The organism is Streptomyces sp. NPDC050448 (assembly GCF_040655295.1).
Lineage (GTDB): Bacteria > Actinomycetota > Actinomycetes > Streptomycetales > Streptomycetaceae > Streptomyces.
This window is the reverse complement of record NZ_JBFAJR010000068.1, coordinates 1-17,998: the sequence shown is the minus strand read 5'-3', so window position 1 is coordinate 17,998 and position 17,998 is coordinate 1. Positions and strand designations below refer to the sequence as shown.

The window sequence follows — 17,998 nt, the reverse complement described above, 5'->3', positions numbered from 1 at the left end:
CTCACCCTCTCGGGCTTTCCTCCGGGCTTTCGTTCTTGCGTTTCCGACTCTATCAGAGTCGGTCTCGCTTGCTTTCCAGGTCCTTCGCTTTCGCGCTTTCCCTTTCCGGCGATTCCGACTCTATCAGGGCTTTTCCATCTCCTTGACCACTCACTCGTTTTGCCGAAAAGGCATACAAGGAGCAGCACGGATCAAGATCGGTACTGAAGAGGAGGATTCCCGTCCATCGGTTGTTCGCGAGATGTTCACGCGGCACGTCCTGGCGGGAGTCACGACAGTACAGGGCCCGTGGTGCCCAAGCAAATCGATTCAGGCGTATGGTCTAGTCCACTACGTCGCCGCGGCAGCGCGTCGTGGCCTCCAGCAGGGGGTTCACTTCACGCGAACCGGGACGTGTCATGACATACCCTTCTGAAAGTACGCCGTCACAGCACAGGTTGTGACGGCGACACGACGAAGCCCCACCCCTGGGAGGCCCCCCATGACCCTCGTGACGTCCCCACTTGCCGGGCGCGCCATCGGACTCGCGGCAGTGCCCGATCCGGTGTTCTCCGGCGCAATGGTGGGCCCGGGCACCGCCATTGATCCCGTGCGTGAGCCCTCGGAGGCGGTGTCCCCCGTCGACGGCGTGATCGTCTCCCTGCACCCGCACGCGTACGTCGTCGTCGACGGCCAAGGACACGGCGTACTCACCCACCTCGGGATCGACACCGTCCAGCTCAACGGCGAGGGCTTCGAGCTGCTCGTCAACAAGGGCGACACCGTGGCCCGTGGTCAGGGCGTCATCCGCTGGAACCCGCAGGCCGTCGAAGAAGCCGGCAAGTCGCCGATCTGCCCCATCGTGGCGCTGGAGGCGACGGCGGACTCCCTCTCCGACGTCGTCGAGTCCGGAGACGTGAAGGCCGACGACGCACTCTTCAGCTGGCAGTGACGTGTCCGCCCGCAAGGGCGAGTCGGACATCCACCGCGGCGGCTGGGCCCGCCGCTCAATCGGAGACGGGTGAAATGGAGACAACGCTGCGAGGCGTCGGCGTGAGCCACGGTGTGGCGATCGGCGAGGTGCGGCACATGGGCACGGCGGTTCTCGAGCCGCCGGCCAAGCAGATCACCGCGGACGAGGCGGAGCGCGAACAGGGGCGCGCCCGCAAGGCCGTGGAGGCTGTATCCGCCGACCTGATGGCGCGCGGCCAGCTGGCCGGTGGCGAGGCTCAGCACGTGCTCGAGGCCCAGGCGATGATCGCCACGGACCCCGAGCTGATGGCGGACGTCGACCGGCGCATCGCCGTCGGCAGCACCGCCGAGCGCGGGGTGTACGACGCGTTCGCCTCGTACCGCGACCTCCTCGCGGGGGCCGGGGAGTACATGGCCGGCCGGGTGGCCGACCTGGACGACGTACGGAACCGGATCGTGGCGCGGCTGCTCGGCGTGCCGATGCCGGGTGTGCCGGACAGCGACGAGCCGTACGTGCTGATCGCGCGGGACCTGGCCCCCGCCGACACCGCTCTGCTCGACCCGACGCTCGTCCTCGGCTTCGTCACCGAGGAAGGCGGCCCGACCAGCCACAGCGCGATTCTCGCGCGGGCGCTGGGCGTGCCGGCGATCGTGGCGCTGCCGGGTGCCAGTGAGATCGCCGAGGGCACCATGATCGCCGTGGACGGCAGCACGGGTGACCTCTTCGTGGACCCGACTGCGGAGAAGCGTGCCGAGCTCGAGGCCGCGGCCGCCGAGCGCAAGGCCGCTCTCGCGGCCTCGTCCGGTCCGGGCGCGACCTCCGACGGTCACAAGGTGCCGCTGCTGGCCAACGTCGGCGGTCCGGCGGACGTGCCGGCGGCCGTGGAGGCCGGTGCCGAGGGTGTGGGCCTGTTCCGCACCGAGTTCCTGTTCCTGGACGACAGCAAGAAGGCACCGTCCGAGGAGAAGCAGATCGAGTCGTACCGCAAGGTGCTCGAGGCCTTCCCCCAGGGTCGTGTCGTCGTACGCGTCCTGGACGCCGGCGCCGACAAGCCGCTGGACTTCCTGACGCCGGCCGACGAGCCGAACCCGGCACTGGGTGTGCGCGGCCTGCGGTCGCTGCTGGACCACCCGGTCGTGTTGCGTACGCAGCTCACCGCGCTGGCCAGGGCGGCCGAGGGCCTGCCGGTCTACCTCGAGGTCATGGCTCCGATGGTGGCCGACCGGACCGACGCGAAGGCGTTCGCGGACGCGTGCCGCGAGGCCGGGCTGAAGGCGAAGTTCGGCGCGATGGTGGAGATCCCCTCCGCCGCGCTCCGGGCGCGCTCGATCCTGCAGGAGGTCGAGTTTCTGTCGCTGGGCACCAACGACCTGGCGCAGTACGCCTTCGCCGCCGACCGTCAGGTGGGTGCGGTGTCGCGGCTGCAGGACCCGTGGCAGCCGGCGCTGCTCGATCTGATCGCCATGTCGGCCGAGGCCGCCAAGGCGGAGGGCAAGAGCTGCGGTGTCTGTGGCGAGGCGGCTTCCGACCCGCTGCTGGCCTGTGTGCTGACGGGTCTGGGTGTCACCTCCCTCTCCATGGGGGCCGCTTCGATTCCCTACGTGCGGGCGACGCTCGCCAAGCACACGCTGGCCCAGTGCGAGCGTGCCGCGGCCGCGGCGCGTGCGGCGGACAGCGCCGAGGAGGCCCGCGTGGCCGCTCAGGCGGTGCTGTCCGGCGAGTAGCCGGGCGGGGTGTTGTAGGCCGAGGGGCCTTCGCCGATGGCGGGGGCCCCTCGGTCGTTGGCCGGCGGACCGGTCTAGTGGTGCGGGGTGGGGCCGTCCACCTCGTAGCCGGGGCAGTATTCGACGCCGGGCTCGGGGGCCACGGGGTCTCCGGTGTCGGCGTCCGTGCAGTAGGCGTTGAACACCGCTGCCGCGGAGAGCGGGACCAGGCGGCCGCGGTCGAGGCGCCAGCCGTGGACCCGGTCGGGATGGCCTCCGGTAGTGCTGCGCAGCACCAGTCCCCCGGGGCCGCCGAGGGCGAGGCCGGCGGCGAGGACGCTCACGAAGTCGAGGCTTTCGGGGCCCTCGATGCGCGGTGGGCCGTCCGGGTCCTCGGCGACCTCGGCGTGCAGGACGGCGACGAGCTGTTCGTCCTGGGTCGGGACGCTGCACACGAGATGGTGATGGCCGGGTCCGGCCCCGTCGACGAGGCGGGTGAGCGTGTCGGCGGCCCGTGCGAAGGAGGCGTGGCCGATGTCCTCGCCGCAGTCGGCGCACCTGCCCACGCCGGCGAGCAGCGTGGTGGCGTACTCCCAGGTGGCCTGGCGGACGGCCTCGTCGACGAGGAGCGGGACGAGTTCGTCGATGGGCTGGCCGGTGTAGGGCAGCACGGCGCTGGTGCCGGCCAGTTCGGCGGTGAAGCGGGTGCGGGCTTCGGCGGTGTCCGGGTCGATGCCGTGTTCCGTGCAGAACTGGGCGTACTCGTCCGGGTCGAAGAGGGCGACGGTGGTGTGGATGCCTTGGGCCGCGAGGGACCGGAGCAGGCCGTCGACGTGGCGGAGGTAGTCGGTGTAATCGTCGTGGTGATCGAATGTGAAGCTGCGGTAGCCGCGCATGGCCGCGAAGTCCCGGGCGTCGGCCAGGAGGCCGACGGTGCCGGGGACTTCGCGGCGCAGCATGCGGCGCCGGGTGGTGCGGCTGATCGTGTGGCCGGTGGTGCGGCCGTTGTGGTGGCGCGTCCGTGGCATGGCTCCCCCTGAGTGGCGCATTCGATTGCTCACTCACAGTAACCAAGGCCACTGACAGTGACCTCAGCCGCGGGTGCGGGTACGGGCCAGCTCCTCGTAGAAGTGCAGGAGGTCGAGGTTGTCGACCGAGCCGGGGTTGACCGCCTTGGCCATGGGCGTGCCCTGGAGGAGGCGCTTGACCGGGACCTCGATGCGCTTGCCCGTGAGGGTGTGCGGGATGGCCGGGACCTCGATGACCTCGTCGGGGACGTGGCGCGGGGAGAGCTCCTCGCGGATCGTCGCCTTGATGCGGCCCCGGAGGTCGTCGTCGAGGGTGGCGCCGGGTGCGAGGTGGACGAACAGCGGCATCCAGTAGCCCCCGTTCGGCTCCTCCAGGCCGATCACGAGGGATTCCCTGATCTCGGGGAGTCGCTCGACGGCCTCGTAGATGTCGGCGGAGCCCATCCGGACGCCCTGCCGGTTGAGGGTGGAGTCGGAGCGGCCGTGGATGACCACCGAGCCGTGGTCGGTGAGGGTGATCCAGTCCCCGTGGCGCCAGACGCCGGGGAACATCTCGAAGTAGCTGTCGCGGTAGCGGCTGCCGTCCGGGTCGTTCCAGAAGCGGATCGGCATGGAGGGCATGGGGCTGGTGACGACCAGCTCGCCGACCTCCCCGGTCAGCGGCTTGCCGGACGGGTCCCAGGACTGCAGGTCGGTGCCGAGGCAGGCGGCCTGCAGCTCGCCGATGTGGACGGGGAGGGTGGGGACGGCCCCGGCGAAGCAGCTGCAGACGTCCGTGCCGCCGCTGACGGAGGCGATCCAGAGGTCTTCCGCCACCTCGTCGTGCAGCCAGCGGAAGCCGTCGGGCGGCAGCGGCGAGCCCGTCGTCGCCACGCACTTCACGGCGGAGAGGTCGAAGTCGCGCGCGGGGTGGACGTCCGCCTTGCGGCAGGCCATGACGTACGCGGCGGAGGTCCCGTACAGGGTGGCCTTGGTCCGCTCCGCGATCCGCCACTGGGCACCGGTGTCGGGGTAGCCCGGGCTGCCGTCGTACAGGACGACCGTCGTACCGGTGAGCAGGCCGGAGACGAGGAAGTTCCACATCATCCAGCCCGTGGAGGTGTACCAGAAGAACCGGTCCTCGGGGCCGAGGTCGCAGTGCAGGCCGAGCTGCTTCAGGTGCTCCAGGAGGATGCCGCCCTGGGACTGCACGATCGCCTTGGGCAGGCCCGTCGTGCCGGAGGAGTAGAGCACCCAGAGCGGGTGGTCGAAGGGGACCGCCTCGAAGACCGGCTCGGCGGTGGCGGAGGTCAGGTCCGACCAGGCGAGGGCGCCCTCGGGAGCCGCGGTGCCGAGCAGCGGGATGTGGACGACCGCGCGCAGCGAGGGGAGCTCGGCGCGCAGCTCGGCGACGGTGTCGCGGCGGTCGTGCTCCTTGCCGCCGTAGCGGTAGCCGTCGACGGTGAACAGGACCACCGGCTCGACCTGCTGGAAGCGGTCCAGGACGCTGCGGGCGCCGAAGTCGGGGGCGCAGGACGTCCACACGGCGCCGACGGCGGCGGTCGCGAGGAGCGCGGTGACGGCCTCGGGGATGTTGGGGAGGTAGCCGCTCACCCGGTCGCCGGGGCGCACGCCGAGGGCGCGCAGCTCGGCGGCGAGTGCGCCGACCTGGCGGCGGAGCTCGGCCCAGGTCACGGGGGTGGCTTCGTGGGTCTCGTCCACGTACAGCAGGGCGGCGTCGTCCGCGCGCGCCGGATCCTCGGCGGCGCGCAGGGCGTGCTCGGCGTAGTTGAGGGTGGCGCCCGCGAACCAGCGCGCGCCCGGCATGGAGCGGTCCGCGAGGACGGACTCGTACGGGGTGGTGAACCGGACCTCGAACCATTCGGCGACGGCCTGCCAGAAGGTGTCGAGCTCGTCGACGGACCAGCTGTGCAGCGCGGGGTAGCCGCCGTCCGCAGGGGCTCCGAACCGCTCGGCGGCCCAGGCCTGGAACGCGGTGATGCGGGCCGCGGCGATGCGGTCGGGGCCCGGGGACCAGAGGGGTTCCGGCTGGGTGGCTGCGGTCATGGGTCGGCTCCCGGTCAAGTCTGCGCCTCGCGCGTGGTGTGCGTACGGTGCCATCGCGCGGTGGGTGTGCGCGCGGCGGCTCACAGGGACCATGCCATGCGATCTAGATCCGCACCAGAGGCGCCATGGACGAGTGAACGGAAGTTGAACGCAGCCCGCTCGCCCGGCGGCCGGTGGCAGGGTGAGCAGCATGAACGGTCGCGATCTGGTGCGTGCGGTGAAAGAGATCGGTACGGAGCGCGGACGGCGCGCATGGCGCTCGGCCTGGCGCCACCGGCGCGCGGACGCGGTGGGGCTCCCGCGCCGGGGCGCGGAGCGGGCCCGCGTGCCGGGTCTGCTGACCGGTACGGAACCGCGGCCGGGCGGCGGGGTGCTGCGGTTCGCCCGATCGGAGCTGCTCGTACGGGTCACGGCGGGCGGCGCGGTGTTCTGGGGCTGGGACGGGGCCGGGCCGACGCCCTCGTACGCGCTGGTCGGCAGCGGGCCGGAGCCCGACCCGCGGGCCTCGCTGGAACCGGACACCGGCGGCGGCTGGCGGGTGGTGTCGGAGCGGGTGACGGTGGCGGTGTCCCGGCTCGGGGCGATCGAGGTGCGCACGCCGGGCGGGACGGTGCTGCGCCGGGAGCTGCCGCCGCGCTGGTGGGAGCCGGCGGAGCCGGTCCCGGGGGAGCCGGTCCCGGGGGAGCCGGTCGAGTCGCGCTGGCTCCAGCGGGCCGAGGTGCCGGCGGACGCCCGGTTCTTCGGGCTGGGCGGGCGGGCCGGCGGGCCGCGGCTGCGGGACGGGGTGTACCGGCTGTGGAACACGGACCCCAAGGGCGGCTTCGGGCCCGGCGACGATCCGCTGTACATCACCATGCCGGTGCAGATGGTGGTCGCGGACGCGGGAACCCACCTGGTGTTCCACGACAATTCCTGGGACGGCCGGGTGGTGCTGCGCGAGGGCGAGGAGGGCGCCGGGTCCGGGGCGGACCGGCCTGGGGCGAGCGAGCTGCGCATGGAGGGCGGGCCGCTCAGGTGCTGGGTGCTGGTGGGGACGCCGGCGCGGGTGCTGCAGGGCTGGGCGGGGCTGACCGGCGGGGCCGCCGTACCGCCCGAGTGGGCGCTCGGGTACCAGCACGCGCGGTGGGGGTTCGGGAGCGCGCGGGAGGTGCGGCGGGTGGTGTCCGGCTACACCGCGCGCGGGCTCCCGCTGTCGGCCGTGCACCTGGACATCGACCACTACGACGAGCACCGTGTCTTCACGGTCGACCGGGAGCGGTTCCCTGATCTGCCGGGGCTGGCGCGGGAGCTGCGGGAGCAGGGCGTACGGCTCGTGTCGATCGTCGACCCGGCGGTGAAGGCGGGCGACGCCGTCCACGAGTCGGGCCGCGCGGTGGGGGCGGGCGGGGCCTTCGTACGGGATGCGCAGGGGCAGGAGGTGCGGGGCGAGGTCTGGCCCGGTGAGTGCGCGTACCCGGACTTCACGGATCCGGCGGTGCGCTCGTGGTGGGGCGGGCTGTACGCGGAGCGGCTGGAGCAGGGCTTCTCCGGGGTGTGGCACGACATGAACGAGCCGGTGTCCTTCGCACCGTTCGGGGACATGACGCTTCCCCGTTCGGCGCGGCACGCGATGGACGGCGCCGGCGGGGACCACCGGGCCGCGCACAACGTGTATGCGCTCGGGATGGCGCGGGCGGGCTGGGAGGGGCTGGTGCGGCTGCGGCCCGACGAGCGGCCGTTCCTGTTCTCCCGGTCGGGGTGGGCGGGGATGCAGAGGTACGGGGGCACCTGGTCCGGGGACGTGGAGACCGGCTGGGAGGGGCTGCGGGCCTCGCTGGCGCTGGTGCTGGGGCTCGGCCTGTGCGGGGTGCCGTACTCGGGCCCGGACGTCGGCGGTTTCGGGGGCTCGCCCTCGCCGGAGCTGTACCTGCGGTGGCTCCAGCTGGGGTCGTACCTGCCGCTGTTCCGGACCCACTCGGCGATCTGGGCCGGGCGGCGGGAGCCGTGGGAGTTCGGGCCGGAGGTGGAGGAACGGGCGCGGGCCGTGCTGGCGGAGCGGGAGCGGCTGCGGCCGTACTTCCTGATGCTGGCCCAGCTGGCCCGGCGGACGGGGGCCCCGTACGTCCGGCCGCTGTGGTGGGGGGCGCCGGAGGACCGGGTGCTGCGGGACTGCGAGGACGCGTTCCTGCTCGGCGACGCGCTGCTGGTGGCTCCGGTGCTGGAGTGCGGGGCGGACCGGCGGGCGGTCCGGCTGCCCCGGGGGCGGTGGTACGACACCGCGACCGGGGCGGCGTACGAGGGCCCCGGACAGATCCTGCTGGACGCCCCGCCGGGGCGGATCCCGGTACTGGCCCGGGCGGGGGCGGTGCTGCCGGTCCGCCGGCCCGGTGAGGACGGGGTGGCCCTGGAGGCATGGGCTCCGGCACGGGGGCGGACGGGCGGCGGGGTGGTGATCGGGGATCCGGGACCGGGCTTCGAGCCGGGCGAGGTCGCGCGGTACACGGTGCGGTGGCTGGGGGACGCGGTGGTGGTGGAGAACGAGGCCGGGGAGCCCGTGGAGGGGGTGGAGGTACGGGGACTCGACCGCGAGGGCCCTGCCGGACCTGGTTCCGGGGCGGCTGCCGGCGCGGCTGACGGACCTGGTTCCGGGGCGGCGTCCGGGGCTGGTTCCGGGGCGGGTACCGGCTCGGGATCCGGGACAGCTACCGGGCCTGGATCCGGGGCGACTACCGGCTCGGGATCCGAATCTGCCTCCGGGGCCGCTTCCGGGGCGCATTCCAGCGCGGATGTAGGTCCGCTCTAGGCGGTCGGGGGACCCTGCCCCTGTGCGGCGGACCGACTGTGCTGCCGCTGGAGCGTCGATCAGGGGGTTTGTGATGGTTTTGGCGGGCCCGGCCAACCCTGCGCGGCCCGCGCGGGCGTACGTGCCCCGGCTGCGGGCGCTGCGCCGCCCGCGCCGGTGGGACGTCGCACCGGGAGCGGAGGTCGTGGGCGCCTGCCAGCTGCTGCTGGCGTGGGGGCTGCTCGTCGCGACGCAGGAGGCGTCCCCGGTCGGATTCCTGGTGATGTTCGGGATCGGGTCGGTCGCTGCGGTGGCGGCGGGATTCCTGCACGGGCTGCTGCTCGTCAAGCCCTTGGCGGTACTGGGGCGCCTGACGGCCCGTCTGACGGCGTGGCCGGAGCCGGTCGCGGTCCTGGCCCTGCTGGTGCCGGTCTCGGCGCCGCCGGCCCTGCTGGCCCACGGGTGGCTGCGCGACCACGTGGCGTCGGCTCCCGGGTTCGGGGCGGTCTGGGCGTGCACGGCCGCCAGCGCGGTGCTCCCGATGATCGCGGGGGCGTGCTTGCGGGTCCGGCCGGTGCCGTTGCGGGCGTTGTGGGGGCGGGGTCTGACGGTGACGGCGGCGGCCGTCGCGGTGGTGACGATGGCGGGCTTCGTGATGGACCTGGGGGTGTGAGCGGAGGGCGGCCGGTCGAGATCCCGCCGGCCCCGGCCCGCCCGCCCCGCCGTCAATCGCCGTAGCGTCCCGCGAACCACGCCGCCGCAGCCCGGGTGTGCAGCGGGAACGCCAGCTGCGTCGGGGTGCGCAGGACGTGCCAGCCCGTCGTCTCGTCCGTCGGGGTCGACGGCGGGAGGGATGCCGTCGGGCGCAGGGGCAGCAGTCCGAAGAGCAGCAGGTGGCCCGCCGGGCTGCTCATCGCGTCGGCCAGGGTGACCTCCGAGGCCGGGGCGTGGATGCCCGTCTCCTCGCGCAGCTCGCGGACGACGGCGTCGCGCCAGTCCTCGCCGAAGTCCATGAAGCCGCCCGGCAGGGCGATGCCCCCGAGGGCCGGCTCGATGGTGCGGGTGATCACCACCAGGCCGGTGCCCGCCTCGTCCTCGACCGGGAGCAGCGTGACGGCCACCGGGAGCGGGTTGCGGTACGTGACGGCGCCGCACGAGGCGCACGTACGGGGCCAGGCGGTCGTGTCGAACAGCGATCCGCAGGTGGAGCAGTGCGAGTCCTTCGGCTGTGCCTGCATGCCGCGATGGTATGCCAAGGGGTATGAGGGTGCTTGCGGTTGTGGGAGTCGTGGGCTGTGCGGCGTTGCTCGCCGGGGGATCGGCGCCGCCCGGGTTCGTGGCGCTGAGGGAGGTCGATCCCACCATCGGCCAGGACATCAGGTACGCCACCGCCCACAACTTCACCGGCACGGTCGTGGACGGGTACGAGGAGCCCGTCTGCCTGCTCGCCCGCCCCGCCGCCGAGGCGTTGCGCAGCGCCCAGCGGGAGTTGTTGCGGCGCGGGTACGCGCTGACGGTGTACGACTGCTACCGGCCGCAGCGCGCGGTGGACCGCTTCGTGCGGTGGGCGGCGGATCTGCGGGACCAGTCCACGAAAGCGGAGTTCTATCCGGAGGTCGACAAGGAGCGGCTGATTCCCGACGGGTACATCGCCGAGAAGTCCGGGCACAGCCGCGGGAGTACGGTCGATGTGACCCTGGTGCGGCTGCCGCTGCGCCGGCCCGTCGACATGGGGACCCCTTTCGACCGCTTCGATCCGCTCTCGCACACCGACGACCCGCGGATCACCGGCGCCGCCCGCGCCAACCGGGAGCTGCTCAAGCAGGTGCTCGCCGCGCAGGGGTTCGTGAACCTGCCCGAGGAGTGGTGGCATTTCACGTTCAAGCCCGAGGCCTTTCCCGATTCCTTCTTCGACTTCCCGGTCGCTGTCGCCTCGGTCCGGCCGTGAGTACCGTGCCGCCATGACATTCCGTAAGTACGAGGAGTTCTGGCCCTACTACGTCGCCATGCACTCCCGCGCCGCCACGCGGTGGGTCCACCTCGCCGGCACCCTCACCGGGCTCGCCCTCACCGCCTACGGCGTGGCGCGGGGCCGCAGGCGCTACCTCGCCGCGCTCCCCCTCATCGGGTACGGGACCGCCTGGCCCGCGCACTTCCTGATCGAGGGGAACAACCCGGCCACCTTCGGGCACCCCGGATGGTCGCTGCGCGGGGATGCGCAGATGATCCGGATGATGCTGGCCGGGCGGGACGCGGAGCTGGCCGAGATCGCGCAGAAGTGGCTCGCCGAGAACCGGTGACCCGCCCCGCCCTCCCGTGGCAGACTTCTGACGCTTCGTCAGATAGCCGGCCGGCCAGGCCGTCACATGCCAGCGCTCGGGAGGGGTCTTGGAACGCACACGTACACCCGTGGTGAGCGGGTGGTTCACCGACGCGGGCGCGGAGGGCGGCTTCCGCCTGCTCGGCACCCGCTGTTCCGCCTGCACCGCGGTGTTCTTCCCCCGCGAGGACGCGTACTGCCGCAACCCGCACTGTCCCGGCGACGGCGTGCTCGCCGAGGTGCCGCTGTCCCCGCGGGGCCGGGTCTGGTCCTACACCGACGGGCGGTACCGGCCGCCCGCGCCGTACGTGTCCGACCCGGACGCGCCCTGGGAGCCGTACACCCTGGTCGCGGTGGAGCTGGAGGCCGAGGGGATGGTCGTGCTCGGGCAGGCGGCTCCCGGGGTCACCGTCGCCGATCTGGCGGTCGGGATGGAAGTCGAGGTGGTCGGCGGTGTGCTGAACGAGGACACCGGCACCGGGACCGTCTGGACGACCTGGCGGTTCCGGCCCGTGGGGGTGGGCGCGTGACCGCCGCCGTCGCCGACATCGCCGTCCTCGGGGCCGGTATGCATCCCTGGGGCAAGTGGGGCCGCAGCTTCGTCGAGTACGGGCGGGCCGCGGCCCGGACCGCGCTCGCCGACGCCGGGCTGGAATGGGCCGACGTCCAGTCGATCGTCGGTGCCGACACCGTGCGCTCCGGCTACCCCGGCTATGTGGCCGGCGCGACCTTCGCGCGGGCCCTCGGCTGGCAGGGCGCGCGGGTGACCAGCGTGTACGCCGCATGCGCCTCCGGGGCCCAGGCCATCGGTGCGGCGCGGGCTCAGATCCTGGCCGGGCTGGCCGACGTCGTCCTGGTGGTCGGCGCGGACGCGGCGCCCAAGGGGTTCTTCGCCCCGGCGGGCGGGGACCGGCCCGACGATCCCGACTGGCTGCGGTTCCGCCTACTGGGTGCGACGAACCCGGCGTACTTCGCCCTGTACGCGCGCCGCCGGATGGCCGTGTACGGGGACACGCTCGAGGATTTCGCGCAGGTGAAGGTCAAGAACGCCGCGGCCGGCGCCCTCAACCCGCACGCCCGCTACCGCAAGGCGGTCACGGCCGAGGAGGTCGCGGAGTCGGCGGTCGTCGCCGATCCACTGCGGCTGCTCGACATCTGCGCCACCTCGGACGGGGGCGCGGCGCTGGTCCTCTGCAGCATGGACTTCGCGCGCTCGCGCGGGATCGCCGACCCGGTGCGGATCCGGGCGGTGTCGACGGTGACGCCGGCGTATCCCCGTACGGTCCTCGACCTCCCCGACATCGCGACCGACTCGGTGACCGCCGTACGGCCGGCGCCGGGCTCGTTCCGGGCGTCGATCGCCCGTGCCGCGTACGAGGAGGCCGGGCTCGGGCCCGGAGACCTCTCGCTCGCCGAGGTGTACGACCTCTCCACCGCCCTGGAGCTGGAGTGGTACGAGGACATCGGCCTGTGCGCCGAGGGCGAGGGGGCCAAGCTCGTACGGGAGGGCGCGACGGCACTCGGCGGGCGGGTGCCGGTCAACGCCAGCGGCGGGCTGGCCTCCTTCGGGGAGGCGGTGCCGGCGCAGGCCATCGCCCAGGTGTGCGAGCTGACCTGGCAGTTGCGCGGTACGGCCGGGGACCGGCAGGTGCCGGGGGCACGTGCCGGGATCACCGCGAACCAGGGGCTGTTCGGGCACGGATCGGCCGTCGTCGCGGTGCGGTGACGGTGACGCGGCGGCTACGCCGAAGAGACGGCGGCGGCCGGGCACGGACCACGAACAGGGTCTGTTGTCCGAACGCTTGACGGCCCCCGGCGGCGGGTTCACACTCGCTCCACAGTCTCGCGCCGCGTAAGACGCCGCGACCGAGGCCCTTCATCCCCCCCATGAGAGCTGCGGCCCGTACCCCAGTCGGCGGGGGTACGGGCCGCCTCTCTGTGCGCGCGGCCCTCAGGTCCCGGCGGTCAGGTCCCGGCGCCGGGCCCGCGCCAGCGACATCGCGTGTTCCACGACCCCGACCAGCACGTCCTTCACGGACTCCCGGTCCCGGGCGTCGCACAGGAGCACCGGCACCCCGGGATCGAGGTCGAGCGCCTCCCGTACGGTCACCACCGGATGGCGTTCGGCCCCGTCGAAGCAGTTGACGGCGACCACGAACGGGATCCCCCGCCGCTCGAAGTAGTCGACCGCGGCGAAGCAGTCGGCGAGACGGCGGGTGTCGGCGAGGACCACGGCGCCGAGCGCGCCCTGGGCCAGCTCGTCCCACAGGAACCAGAAGCGGTCCTGTCCGGGCGTGCCGAACAGGTACAGGACCAGGTCCTCGCGCAGCGTGATGCGCCCGAAGTCCATCGCCACGGTGGTGGTGCTCTTGCCCTCCACTCCCCCGGTGTCGTCGATGCCGACGCCCGGCTCGGACAGCAGCTCCTCGGTCCGCAGCGGTCTGATCTCGCTCACCGCACTGACCAGCGTGGTCTTGCCCGCCCCGAAGCCGCCCGCGACCAGGATCTTCAAGGTCAGCGGCTCGACCGGCGACACGGCGTGCATCGCGCCGGTGCGGCTAGAGCGCCCGAAGGCCATCGATCACCTCACGCAGAATGGATTCATCGGGCAGTTCGGCCGGCGGTACCGGCCGGGTCACATGGACCAGTTCCTCGTCGACCAGGTCTCCGATCAGGACGCGTACGACCCCGACCGCGAGGTCGAGTTCGGCCGCGAGTTCGGCGACCGACTGCGGCCGCTCCCGGCACAGCCCAAGGATGTGGGCGTGTTCCGGGGACAGGGTCATGTCCCAGACCGGATCGTCGGCCGCCGGTTCGGCGACGACGAGCGCGATCAGGTCGAGCCGGTGCTGGCCGGCGTGGCTGGTCCGGCCCCGGGTCATGGCGTACGGGCGTACGACGGGGCCCGCTTCGTCGTCGAACCAGTGCGGGTGGGCGGGCTCCTGCGGTGCCCCCGGCGCGCCGGGGGCACCCGCCGGATGGTCCGGGCGGTTCTGGCCTGGATCGCTCATGCCGTCCGCCTCACCCTCCGGATGGCAGCCCGGAGCGGGGAGTGGTCGCCAGGTGGTCGCCTACCCGCTTGACCATCAGGGTCATCTCGTACGCGACCTGCCCGACGTCGGAGTCGGCATCGGAGAGCACGGCCAGGCAGCTGCCGTCGCCGGCGGCCATGACGAAGAGGAAGGCCTCGTCCAGCTCGACCACGGTCTGGCGGACGCTGCCGGACTCGAAGTGGCGGCCGACGCCCTTGGCCAGGCTGTGGAAGCCGGAGGCCACGGCGGCCAGGTGCTCGCTGTCCTCGCGGGTCAGGTCCTTGGAGCTGCCGGTGGGCAGACCGTCGCCGGAGAGGACCACCGCCTTGCGGATGCTGCCGACCCGGTCGACGAGCTCGTCGAGGAGCCAGTTGAGCGGACCGGAGCCGCGGCTCCGGGTGTCATTGCCGGTCTGCGGTGCGGTCATCGACCGTTCCCCTCGTTTTCGGATCCGCGATCCGTGGCGGCGGAAGTGCCTGCCCCGGTCTCGGACTGCTGCTGTGCCTGCTGCTTGCGGCCCGCCGTCCAGCCGCGCTGGAGTGCGGACATACGCGTGCGTACGTCTTCCGCGTCGCGGTCGGCCACCGGGTCGGCGGCGGCTTCGGCCGGTGCGGGGGCCGGGCTGTTCTTCAACTGGGGCGCCAGGCTGGCCTGGCGCACGCGCTTGGGCAGCCCGCCGGGGCCCTTGGCGCGCGTGCCGCCACCGGGCTGGGCGGCACCGGTCGCAGGCGTAGCGGGACGGGTGCCCGGCTCCGGGTCCGGCGCGGGCTGCGGGACCGCGGACACGACGCGGGGCTCGACGCGGCGGCCGTGCTCGGCGACCAGCGTCGGGGTGGGCCTGCGGCGCGGGAGCGGTACGGCACCCGGGGAGCGGGGCCCGTCCGGGCGGGCGCCGCGGATCGCGTCGGGGCGGTGGCTGTCCAGCCGGACCGGGCCGGTGGGGGCCAGTGGCTCGCGGTCGCGGTCCCGGCCTCCCTTGCGGTCGGTGTGCGGCCGGTCCGCCGGGCGGAGCCCCAGCAGGGCGCTGCGCGGCGTGCCGTTCGGCGGGGTCTCGTCGTCGAGCGTGGCCATGGCGGGGCGGCCGCCGACGCCGGTGAGCCCGGCGATCCCGGTGGTGATCTCGTCCAGGGCGGCCGGGTCGTCGAGGCCGTCCAGCCCGAGCACGCCGATCGGGGCCTCCAGTTCGACGGGGCCGCGCAGTTCGGGGGCGGGCAGCGGGCGCCCGGCCGGGGTGCGCTCCACGGCGGCCGGTGCGGGCCGGGCGGGGCCCTGGCCGTTCTTGCCGCCCTGGACTGCCCGGCCACCCTTGCCGTCGCCGAGGCGCAGGCCGGTGCCGTTCGTCTCGGGGGCCTCGGTGAGCAGGGCCGCCGGGAGGAACACCACGGCGGTGGTGCCGCCGTACGGGCTGGGCTGGAGGACGACCTTGACGTCGTGGCGCTGCGCGAGGCGGCTGACGACGAACAGGCCGAGGCGGTCGGTGTCGGAGAGCTCGAACTCGGGGGTCTCGGCGAGCCGGAGGTTCGCGTCGAGCAGCGCCTCGGGGTTCATGCCGAGGCCGCGGTCGTGGATCTCGAGGGTGAAGCCGTTGGCCACGCGCTCGCCGTGTACCTGGACGGCGGTGTGCGGCGGGGAGAACACGGTGGCGTTCTCGAGGAGTTCGGCGACGAGGTGGGTGACGTCGGCGACGGCGGGGCCGACGATGCCGAGCCGCGGCAGCCGCCGTACCTCGATGCGCTCGTAGTCCTCGACCTCGGCGACGGCGGCCCGTACGACGTCCATGAGCTGGACGGGCTTGCGCCACTGGCGGGAGGGTGCGGCGCCGGAGAGGATCACCAGGCCCTCGGCGTGGCGGCGCATGCGGGTGGTCATGTGGTCGAGGCGGAAGAGGTCGGCGAGCTCCTCGGCGTCCTCGGTGCGCCGCTCCATGGTGTCGAGCAGGGTCAGCTGGCGGTGCAGCAGGACCTGGTTGCGGCGGGCCAGGTTGACGAACACCTCGGAGACGCCCCGGCGCAGCTCCGCCTGCTTGACGGCGGCCTCGACGGCGGCGCGCTGGAGGGTGTTGAGGGCCTGGCCGACCTGGCCGACCTCGTCCTTCTCGTACTCCAGGCGCGGTGCCTCGGTCTCGATGTCGACGTGTTCGCCGGCGGCGAGGCGGCGCATCACGGCGGGCAGCCGGACGCCGGAGACCTCGTGGGCCTCCTTGCGGAGCCGGGACAGGTCGCGGACCAGGTCGCGGCCGATGCGCACGGACAGGACGAGGGAGACGATCAGGGCGATGAAGCCGAGGACGCCGCCGACGGCCGCCTGGACCAGGACGTCCATGGCGGCGGGTTCGACGCGCTTTTGGTAGCGGTCGCCGGCGGCGGTGCCCATGGTGGCGAGGTCGTCGAGGACCTTGTTCGCGGCCTCGTCCCACTGGGCGGCGGTGATGCGCGGGTTCTTGCCGGCGCCGCCGGTGACGAACCGCTCCTCGGCGTCGCGCAGCGGCTTGGTCTCGGGGCCGCTCCAGTACTGCTCGAACAGCTCCCGGTCGTCGGCCGGGAGGATCTCGAGGTTGAACTCGTACAGCAGGGTGCGGTTGGCGGCGAAGTCGGAGACGTGCCGGATGTCCGCGGGGCTGACGTTGCGGGCGGCGAGGGCGGCGGCGACGACGGCGTCCTCGCGGGAGAGCGTCTCGCGGGCGCGGGTGATGCCGACGAGGGCGCGGCCCTGCTTGTCCATCTCCACGTTCTCGAGCGCGTGGAGGTTCATGAGGAACTCGTAGCACGGGTCGACGAGCCGGCTGTAGAGGTCCAGTGCCTGGCTCGGGTCCAGGGTGTTCTGGTCGACGGAGCGGCGCAGTGCGCCGAGCTCGCGGAGGGCGTCGAGGATGGAGTCGAGGCGCTGGGCGGCCGCCGGGGCCAGCTCCTCGGCGACCTCGGGGTCCTTGGCGTTCCTGCCGATCCGGTCGACGAGCTCGTCGGTGGCGGCGCGGCGCTTGGCGAGTTCGGCGGTGGCGGTGGAGGCGCGGGGGTCGCCGAGGACGACCAGGGTCTGGCGGCGTTCCTTCTGGATGACGCGGACGACGTCCTCGACGGGGTAGCCGACCTTGTCGATGACGTAGGCGACGTCGAGGAGCTGGACGGCTTGGCGGCCGGTGATCACGGTCGCGAAGCCCCAGAGGGCGGTGAGGGAGATGAGCGGCACAAGGAGCAACGCCACGATCTTCCGGCGGATGGACTTCCCGCGAAAGCGCATGGCCTCCCCAGCCTCCCCCAGCTCAACCCCGTTGTCGGGGGGTGGTGTTCCGTCATTTAAACGGCGTGAGCCTACTACTGCCGGCGGGCGGCTTCGAAGGCGTGTCCGGACGTTTTCGGCCGGAGGCCCAGGCGTAGATCATGAGTTGTCCGATACATCCGGTCAAGAGCGGCCCGTTATGTGGCAGATGACACTTGGTGGGGTGTCAGTTCCCGCAACCGGATGGATGGCTGGAATTCTTCGTTCCGCGATGGGCAGGTGCTGGGGAGGACTCTGCGATACGGGGAATCTCTCGACGGCTTCGAACGTCTATCTGTTCGAGGGGATTCATTGGGGTGGGAGCGTGCGATGGGGATCTACGAGGACACCGGCGCGGTGGGCGCGCCGGGGCGGTCACTGTGGGAGGAAGAGCCGGCCCGGCGGCGCAGGATGCCGGACCCGGTGCGGGACTCGGCGGTGCGGGCGGTGCTGATCGTGGCCGTCACGCTGACCGGGGCGACGGTCACCTTCTTCCTCATGCTCACGGGCTCCTGGCTGGCCCTCCCGATGGGTATCGGCGCGATAGCCGGGACCGTCGTGGCCACCTGGGGCGTGCTGGACGTGCTGATCACCCGGCAGATGTGGAACCAGCGGTACGGGGTGGTGTCGGAGCCGAGCAGCACGGCGCGGGACCGCCGGCGCGAGCGGCGCCGGGCCCGCCGGGAGGCCCGCTCGGAGGCGGCCGGCGGGACGGGCCGAATACGGCGGGGCGGCGAGGGCGCGGGCGCCCGTCCGGCTGCCTGGCCGCCTCCGGGCGCGGACAGGCGCTACCAGGCAAGCTCGGGCCGGGGCTAGGGGGTGTCCGGCGGATCAGGGCCGGATAGCCCGGGTCGTCTGGTGCCGTGGATTGCAAGGCGGAGGAGGGAGCCAATGCGGTGGG

General features: G+C 73.2%; 16 protein-coding genes. 9 read left to right on the top strand and 7 right to left on the bottom strand.

The features are described from left to right. Positions 1–481 precede the first annotated feature (481 nt). Entirely contained in the window at positions 482–931 is a 450-nt protein-coding gene (locus tag AB0I68_RS37590; RefSeq protein WP_363181926.1) for a PTS glucose transporter subunit IIA, read from the top strand. Between the two features lie 74 nt (positions 932–1,005). Beyond that, entirely contained in the window at positions 1,006–2,676 is a 1,671-nt protein-coding gene (ptsP, locus tag AB0I68_RS37585; protein ID WP_363181925.1) for a phosphoenolpyruvate--protein phosphotransferase, read from the top strand. Positions 2,677–2,750: 74 nt separating this feature from the next. Here the strand turns inward: ptsP and AB0I68_RS37580 are convergent, their stop codons facing one another. Both AB0I68_RS37580 and AB0I68_RS37575 read right to left on the bottom strand, forming a co-directional pair. Further along, positions 2,751–3,683, bottom strand: a complete 933-nt coding sequence (locus AB0I68_RS37580; RefSeq protein ID WP_363181924.1) for a hypothetical protein — start codon at positions 3,681–3,683, stop codon at positions 2,751–2,753. 63 nt (positions 3,684–3,746) lie between these two features. Next, complete coding sequence (locus AB0I68_RS37575; protein WP_363181923.1) at positions 3,747–5,729, bottom strand: acetoacetate--CoA ligase; 1,983 nt, start codon at positions 5,727–5,729, stop codon at positions 3,747–3,749. Positions 5,730–5,919: 190 nt separating this feature from the next. On the opposite strand from AB0I68_RS37575, the gene AB0I68_RS37570 reads away from it, so the two are divergent. Beyond that, positions 5,920–8,511, top strand: a complete 2,592-nt coding sequence (locus tag AB0I68_RS37570) for a TIM-barrel domain-containing protein (protein WP_363181922.1) — start codon at positions 5,920–5,922, stop codon at positions 8,509–8,511. A 73-nt stretch (positions 8,512–8,584) separates the two neighbouring features. Continuing rightward, positions 8,585–9,163: a hypothetical protein gene (locus AB0I68_RS37565; protein WP_363181921.1), complete on the top strand. Its 579-nt coding sequence runs from the start codon at positions 8,585–8,587 to the stop codon at positions 9,161–9,163. A gap of 52 nt (positions 9,164–9,215) precedes the next feature. Here AB0I68_RS37565 and AB0I68_RS37560 read toward each other — a convergent pair whose 3' ends face one another. After that, on the bottom strand, positions 9,216–9,728 hold the full coding sequence (locus tag AB0I68_RS37560; protein WP_363181920.1) for an NUDIX domain-containing protein: 513 nt from the start codon (positions 9,726–9,728) through the stop codon (positions 9,216–9,218). A gap of 29 nt (positions 9,729–9,757) precedes the next feature. Between AB0I68_RS37560 and AB0I68_RS37555 the strand changes: the two genes are divergently transcribed. The 4 genes from AB0I68_RS37555 (at position 9,758) to AB0I68_RS37540 (ending at position 12,536) form a co-directional block, all read left to right on the top strand. Beyond that, positions 9,758–10,438: a M15 family metallopeptidase gene (locus tag AB0I68_RS37555; RefSeq protein WP_363181919.1), complete on the top strand. Its 681-nt coding sequence runs from the start codon at positions 9,758–9,760 to the stop codon at positions 10,436–10,438. 13 nt (positions 10,439–10,451) lie between these two features. Continuing rightward, positions 10,452–10,790: a DUF962 domain-containing protein gene (locus tag AB0I68_RS37550; RefSeq protein WP_363181918.1), complete on the top strand. Its 339-nt coding sequence runs from the start codon at positions 10,452–10,454 to the stop codon at positions 10,788–10,790. Between the two features lie 88 nt (positions 10,791–10,878). Then, the gene (locus AB0I68_RS37545; protein ID WP_363181917.1) at positions 10,879–11,340 is read left to right on the top strand and encodes a zinc ribbon domain-containing protein; all 462 of its coding nucleotides are present in this window, start codon (positions 10,879–10,881) and stop codon (positions 11,338–11,340) included. Next, a complete protein-coding gene (locus AB0I68_RS37540) occupies positions 11,337–12,536 on the top strand; it encodes a lipid-transfer protein (RefSeq protein ID WP_363181916.1) in 1,200 nt (399 codons plus the stop codon). Before AB0I68_RS37545 ends, AB0I68_RS37540 begins: the two co-directional genes overlap by 4 nt. Positions 12,537–12,761: 225 nt before the next feature. On the opposite strand, the gene AB0I68_RS37535 is transcribed toward AB0I68_RS37540, so the two are convergent. Genes AB0I68_RS37535 through AB0I68_RS37520 form a run of 4 tightly spaced genes read right to left on the bottom strand, consistent with a single transcriptional unit; the run spans position 12,762 to position 17,079 of the window. Continuing rightward, on the bottom strand, positions 12,762–13,388 hold the full coding sequence (locus AB0I68_RS37535; protein ID WP_363181915.1) for an ATP/GTP-binding protein: 627 nt from the start codon (positions 13,386–13,388) through the stop codon (positions 12,762–12,764). After that, positions 13,369–13,821, bottom strand: coding sequence for a DUF742 domain-containing protein (locus AB0I68_RS37530; protein WP_363181913.1), 453 nt, complete (start codon positions 13,819–13,821; stop codon positions 13,369–13,371). Before AB0I68_RS37530 ends, AB0I68_RS37535 begins: the two co-directional genes overlap by 20 nt. Positions 13,822–13,831: 10 nt before the next feature. Further along, the gene (locus AB0I68_RS37525; protein ID WP_363181912.1) at positions 13,832–14,269 is read right to left on the bottom strand and encodes a roadblock/LC7 domain-containing protein; all 438 of its coding nucleotides are present in this window, start codon (positions 14,267–14,269) and stop codon (positions 13,832–13,834) included. Then, positions 14,266–17,079, bottom strand: a complete 2,814-nt coding sequence (locus AB0I68_RS37520; protein WP_363181911.1) for a nitrate- and nitrite sensing domain-containing protein — start codon at positions 17,077–17,079, stop codon at positions 14,266–14,268. The genes AB0I68_RS37525 and AB0I68_RS37520 overlap by 4 nt, the downstream gene beginning before the upstream one ends. Before the next feature lie 348 nt (positions 17,080–17,427). Here AB0I68_RS37520 and AB0I68_RS37515 point away from each other — a divergent pair, with 348 nt between their 5' ends. After that, positions 17,428–17,913, top strand: a complete 486-nt coding sequence (locus AB0I68_RS37515; protein ID WP_363181910.1) for a hypothetical protein — start codon at positions 17,428–17,430, stop codon at positions 17,911–17,913. Positions 17,914–17,998: the final 85 nt, after the last annotated feature.

Bases quoted from the DNA above. Each gene is read 5' to 3' on its own strand.
- AB0I68_RS37590 (WP_363181926.1), top strand. From the start codon at position 482: ATGACCCTCGTGACGTCCCCACTTGCCGGGCGCGCCATCGGACTCGCG.
- ptsP (WP_363181925.1), top strand. From the start codon at position 1,006: ATGGAGACAACGCTGCGAGGCGTCGGCGTGAGCCACGGTGTGGCGATC.
- AB0I68_RS37580 (WP_363181924.1), bottom strand. From the start codon at position 3,683: ATGCCACGGACGCGCCACCACAACGGCCGCACCACCGGCCACACGATC.
- AB0I68_RS37575 (WP_363181923.1), bottom strand. From the start codon at position 5,729: ATGACCGCAGCCACCCAGCCGGAACCCCTCTGGTCCCCGGGCCCCGAC.
- AB0I68_RS37570 (WP_363181922.1), top strand. From the start codon at position 5,920: ATGAACGGTCGCGATCTGGTGCGTGCGGTGAAAGAGATCGGTACGGAG.
- AB0I68_RS37565 (WP_363181921.1), top strand. From the start codon at position 8,585: ATGGTTTTGGCGGGCCCGGCCAACCCTGCGCGGCCCGCGCGGGCGTAC.
- AB0I68_RS37560 (WP_363181920.1), bottom strand. From the start codon at position 9,728: ATGCAGGCACAGCCGAAGGACTCGCACTGCTCCACCTGCGGATCGCTG.
- AB0I68_RS37550 (WP_363181918.1), top strand. From the start codon at position 10,452: ATGACATTCCGTAAGTACGAGGAGTTCTGGCCCTACTACGTCGCCATG.
- AB0I68_RS37535 (WP_363181915.1), bottom strand. From the start codon at position 13,388: ATGGCCTTCGGGCGCTCTAGCCGCACCGGCGCGATGCACGCCGTGTCG.
- AB0I68_RS37530 (WP_363181913.1), bottom strand. From the start codon at position 13,821: ATGAGCGATCCAGGCCAGAACCGCCCGGACCATCCGGCGGGTGCCCCC.
- AB0I68_RS37525 (WP_363181912.1), bottom strand. From the start codon at position 14,269: ATGACCGCACCGCAGACCGGCAATGACACCCGGAGCCGCGGCTCCGGT.
- AB0I68_RS37520 (WP_363181911.1), bottom strand. From the start codon at position 17,079: ATGCGCTTTCGCGGGAAGTCCATCCGCCGGAAGATCGTGGCGTTGCTC.
- AB0I68_RS37515 (WP_363181910.1), top strand. From the start codon at position 17,428: ATGGGGATCTACGAGGACACCGGCGCGGTGGGCGCGCCGGGGCGGTCA.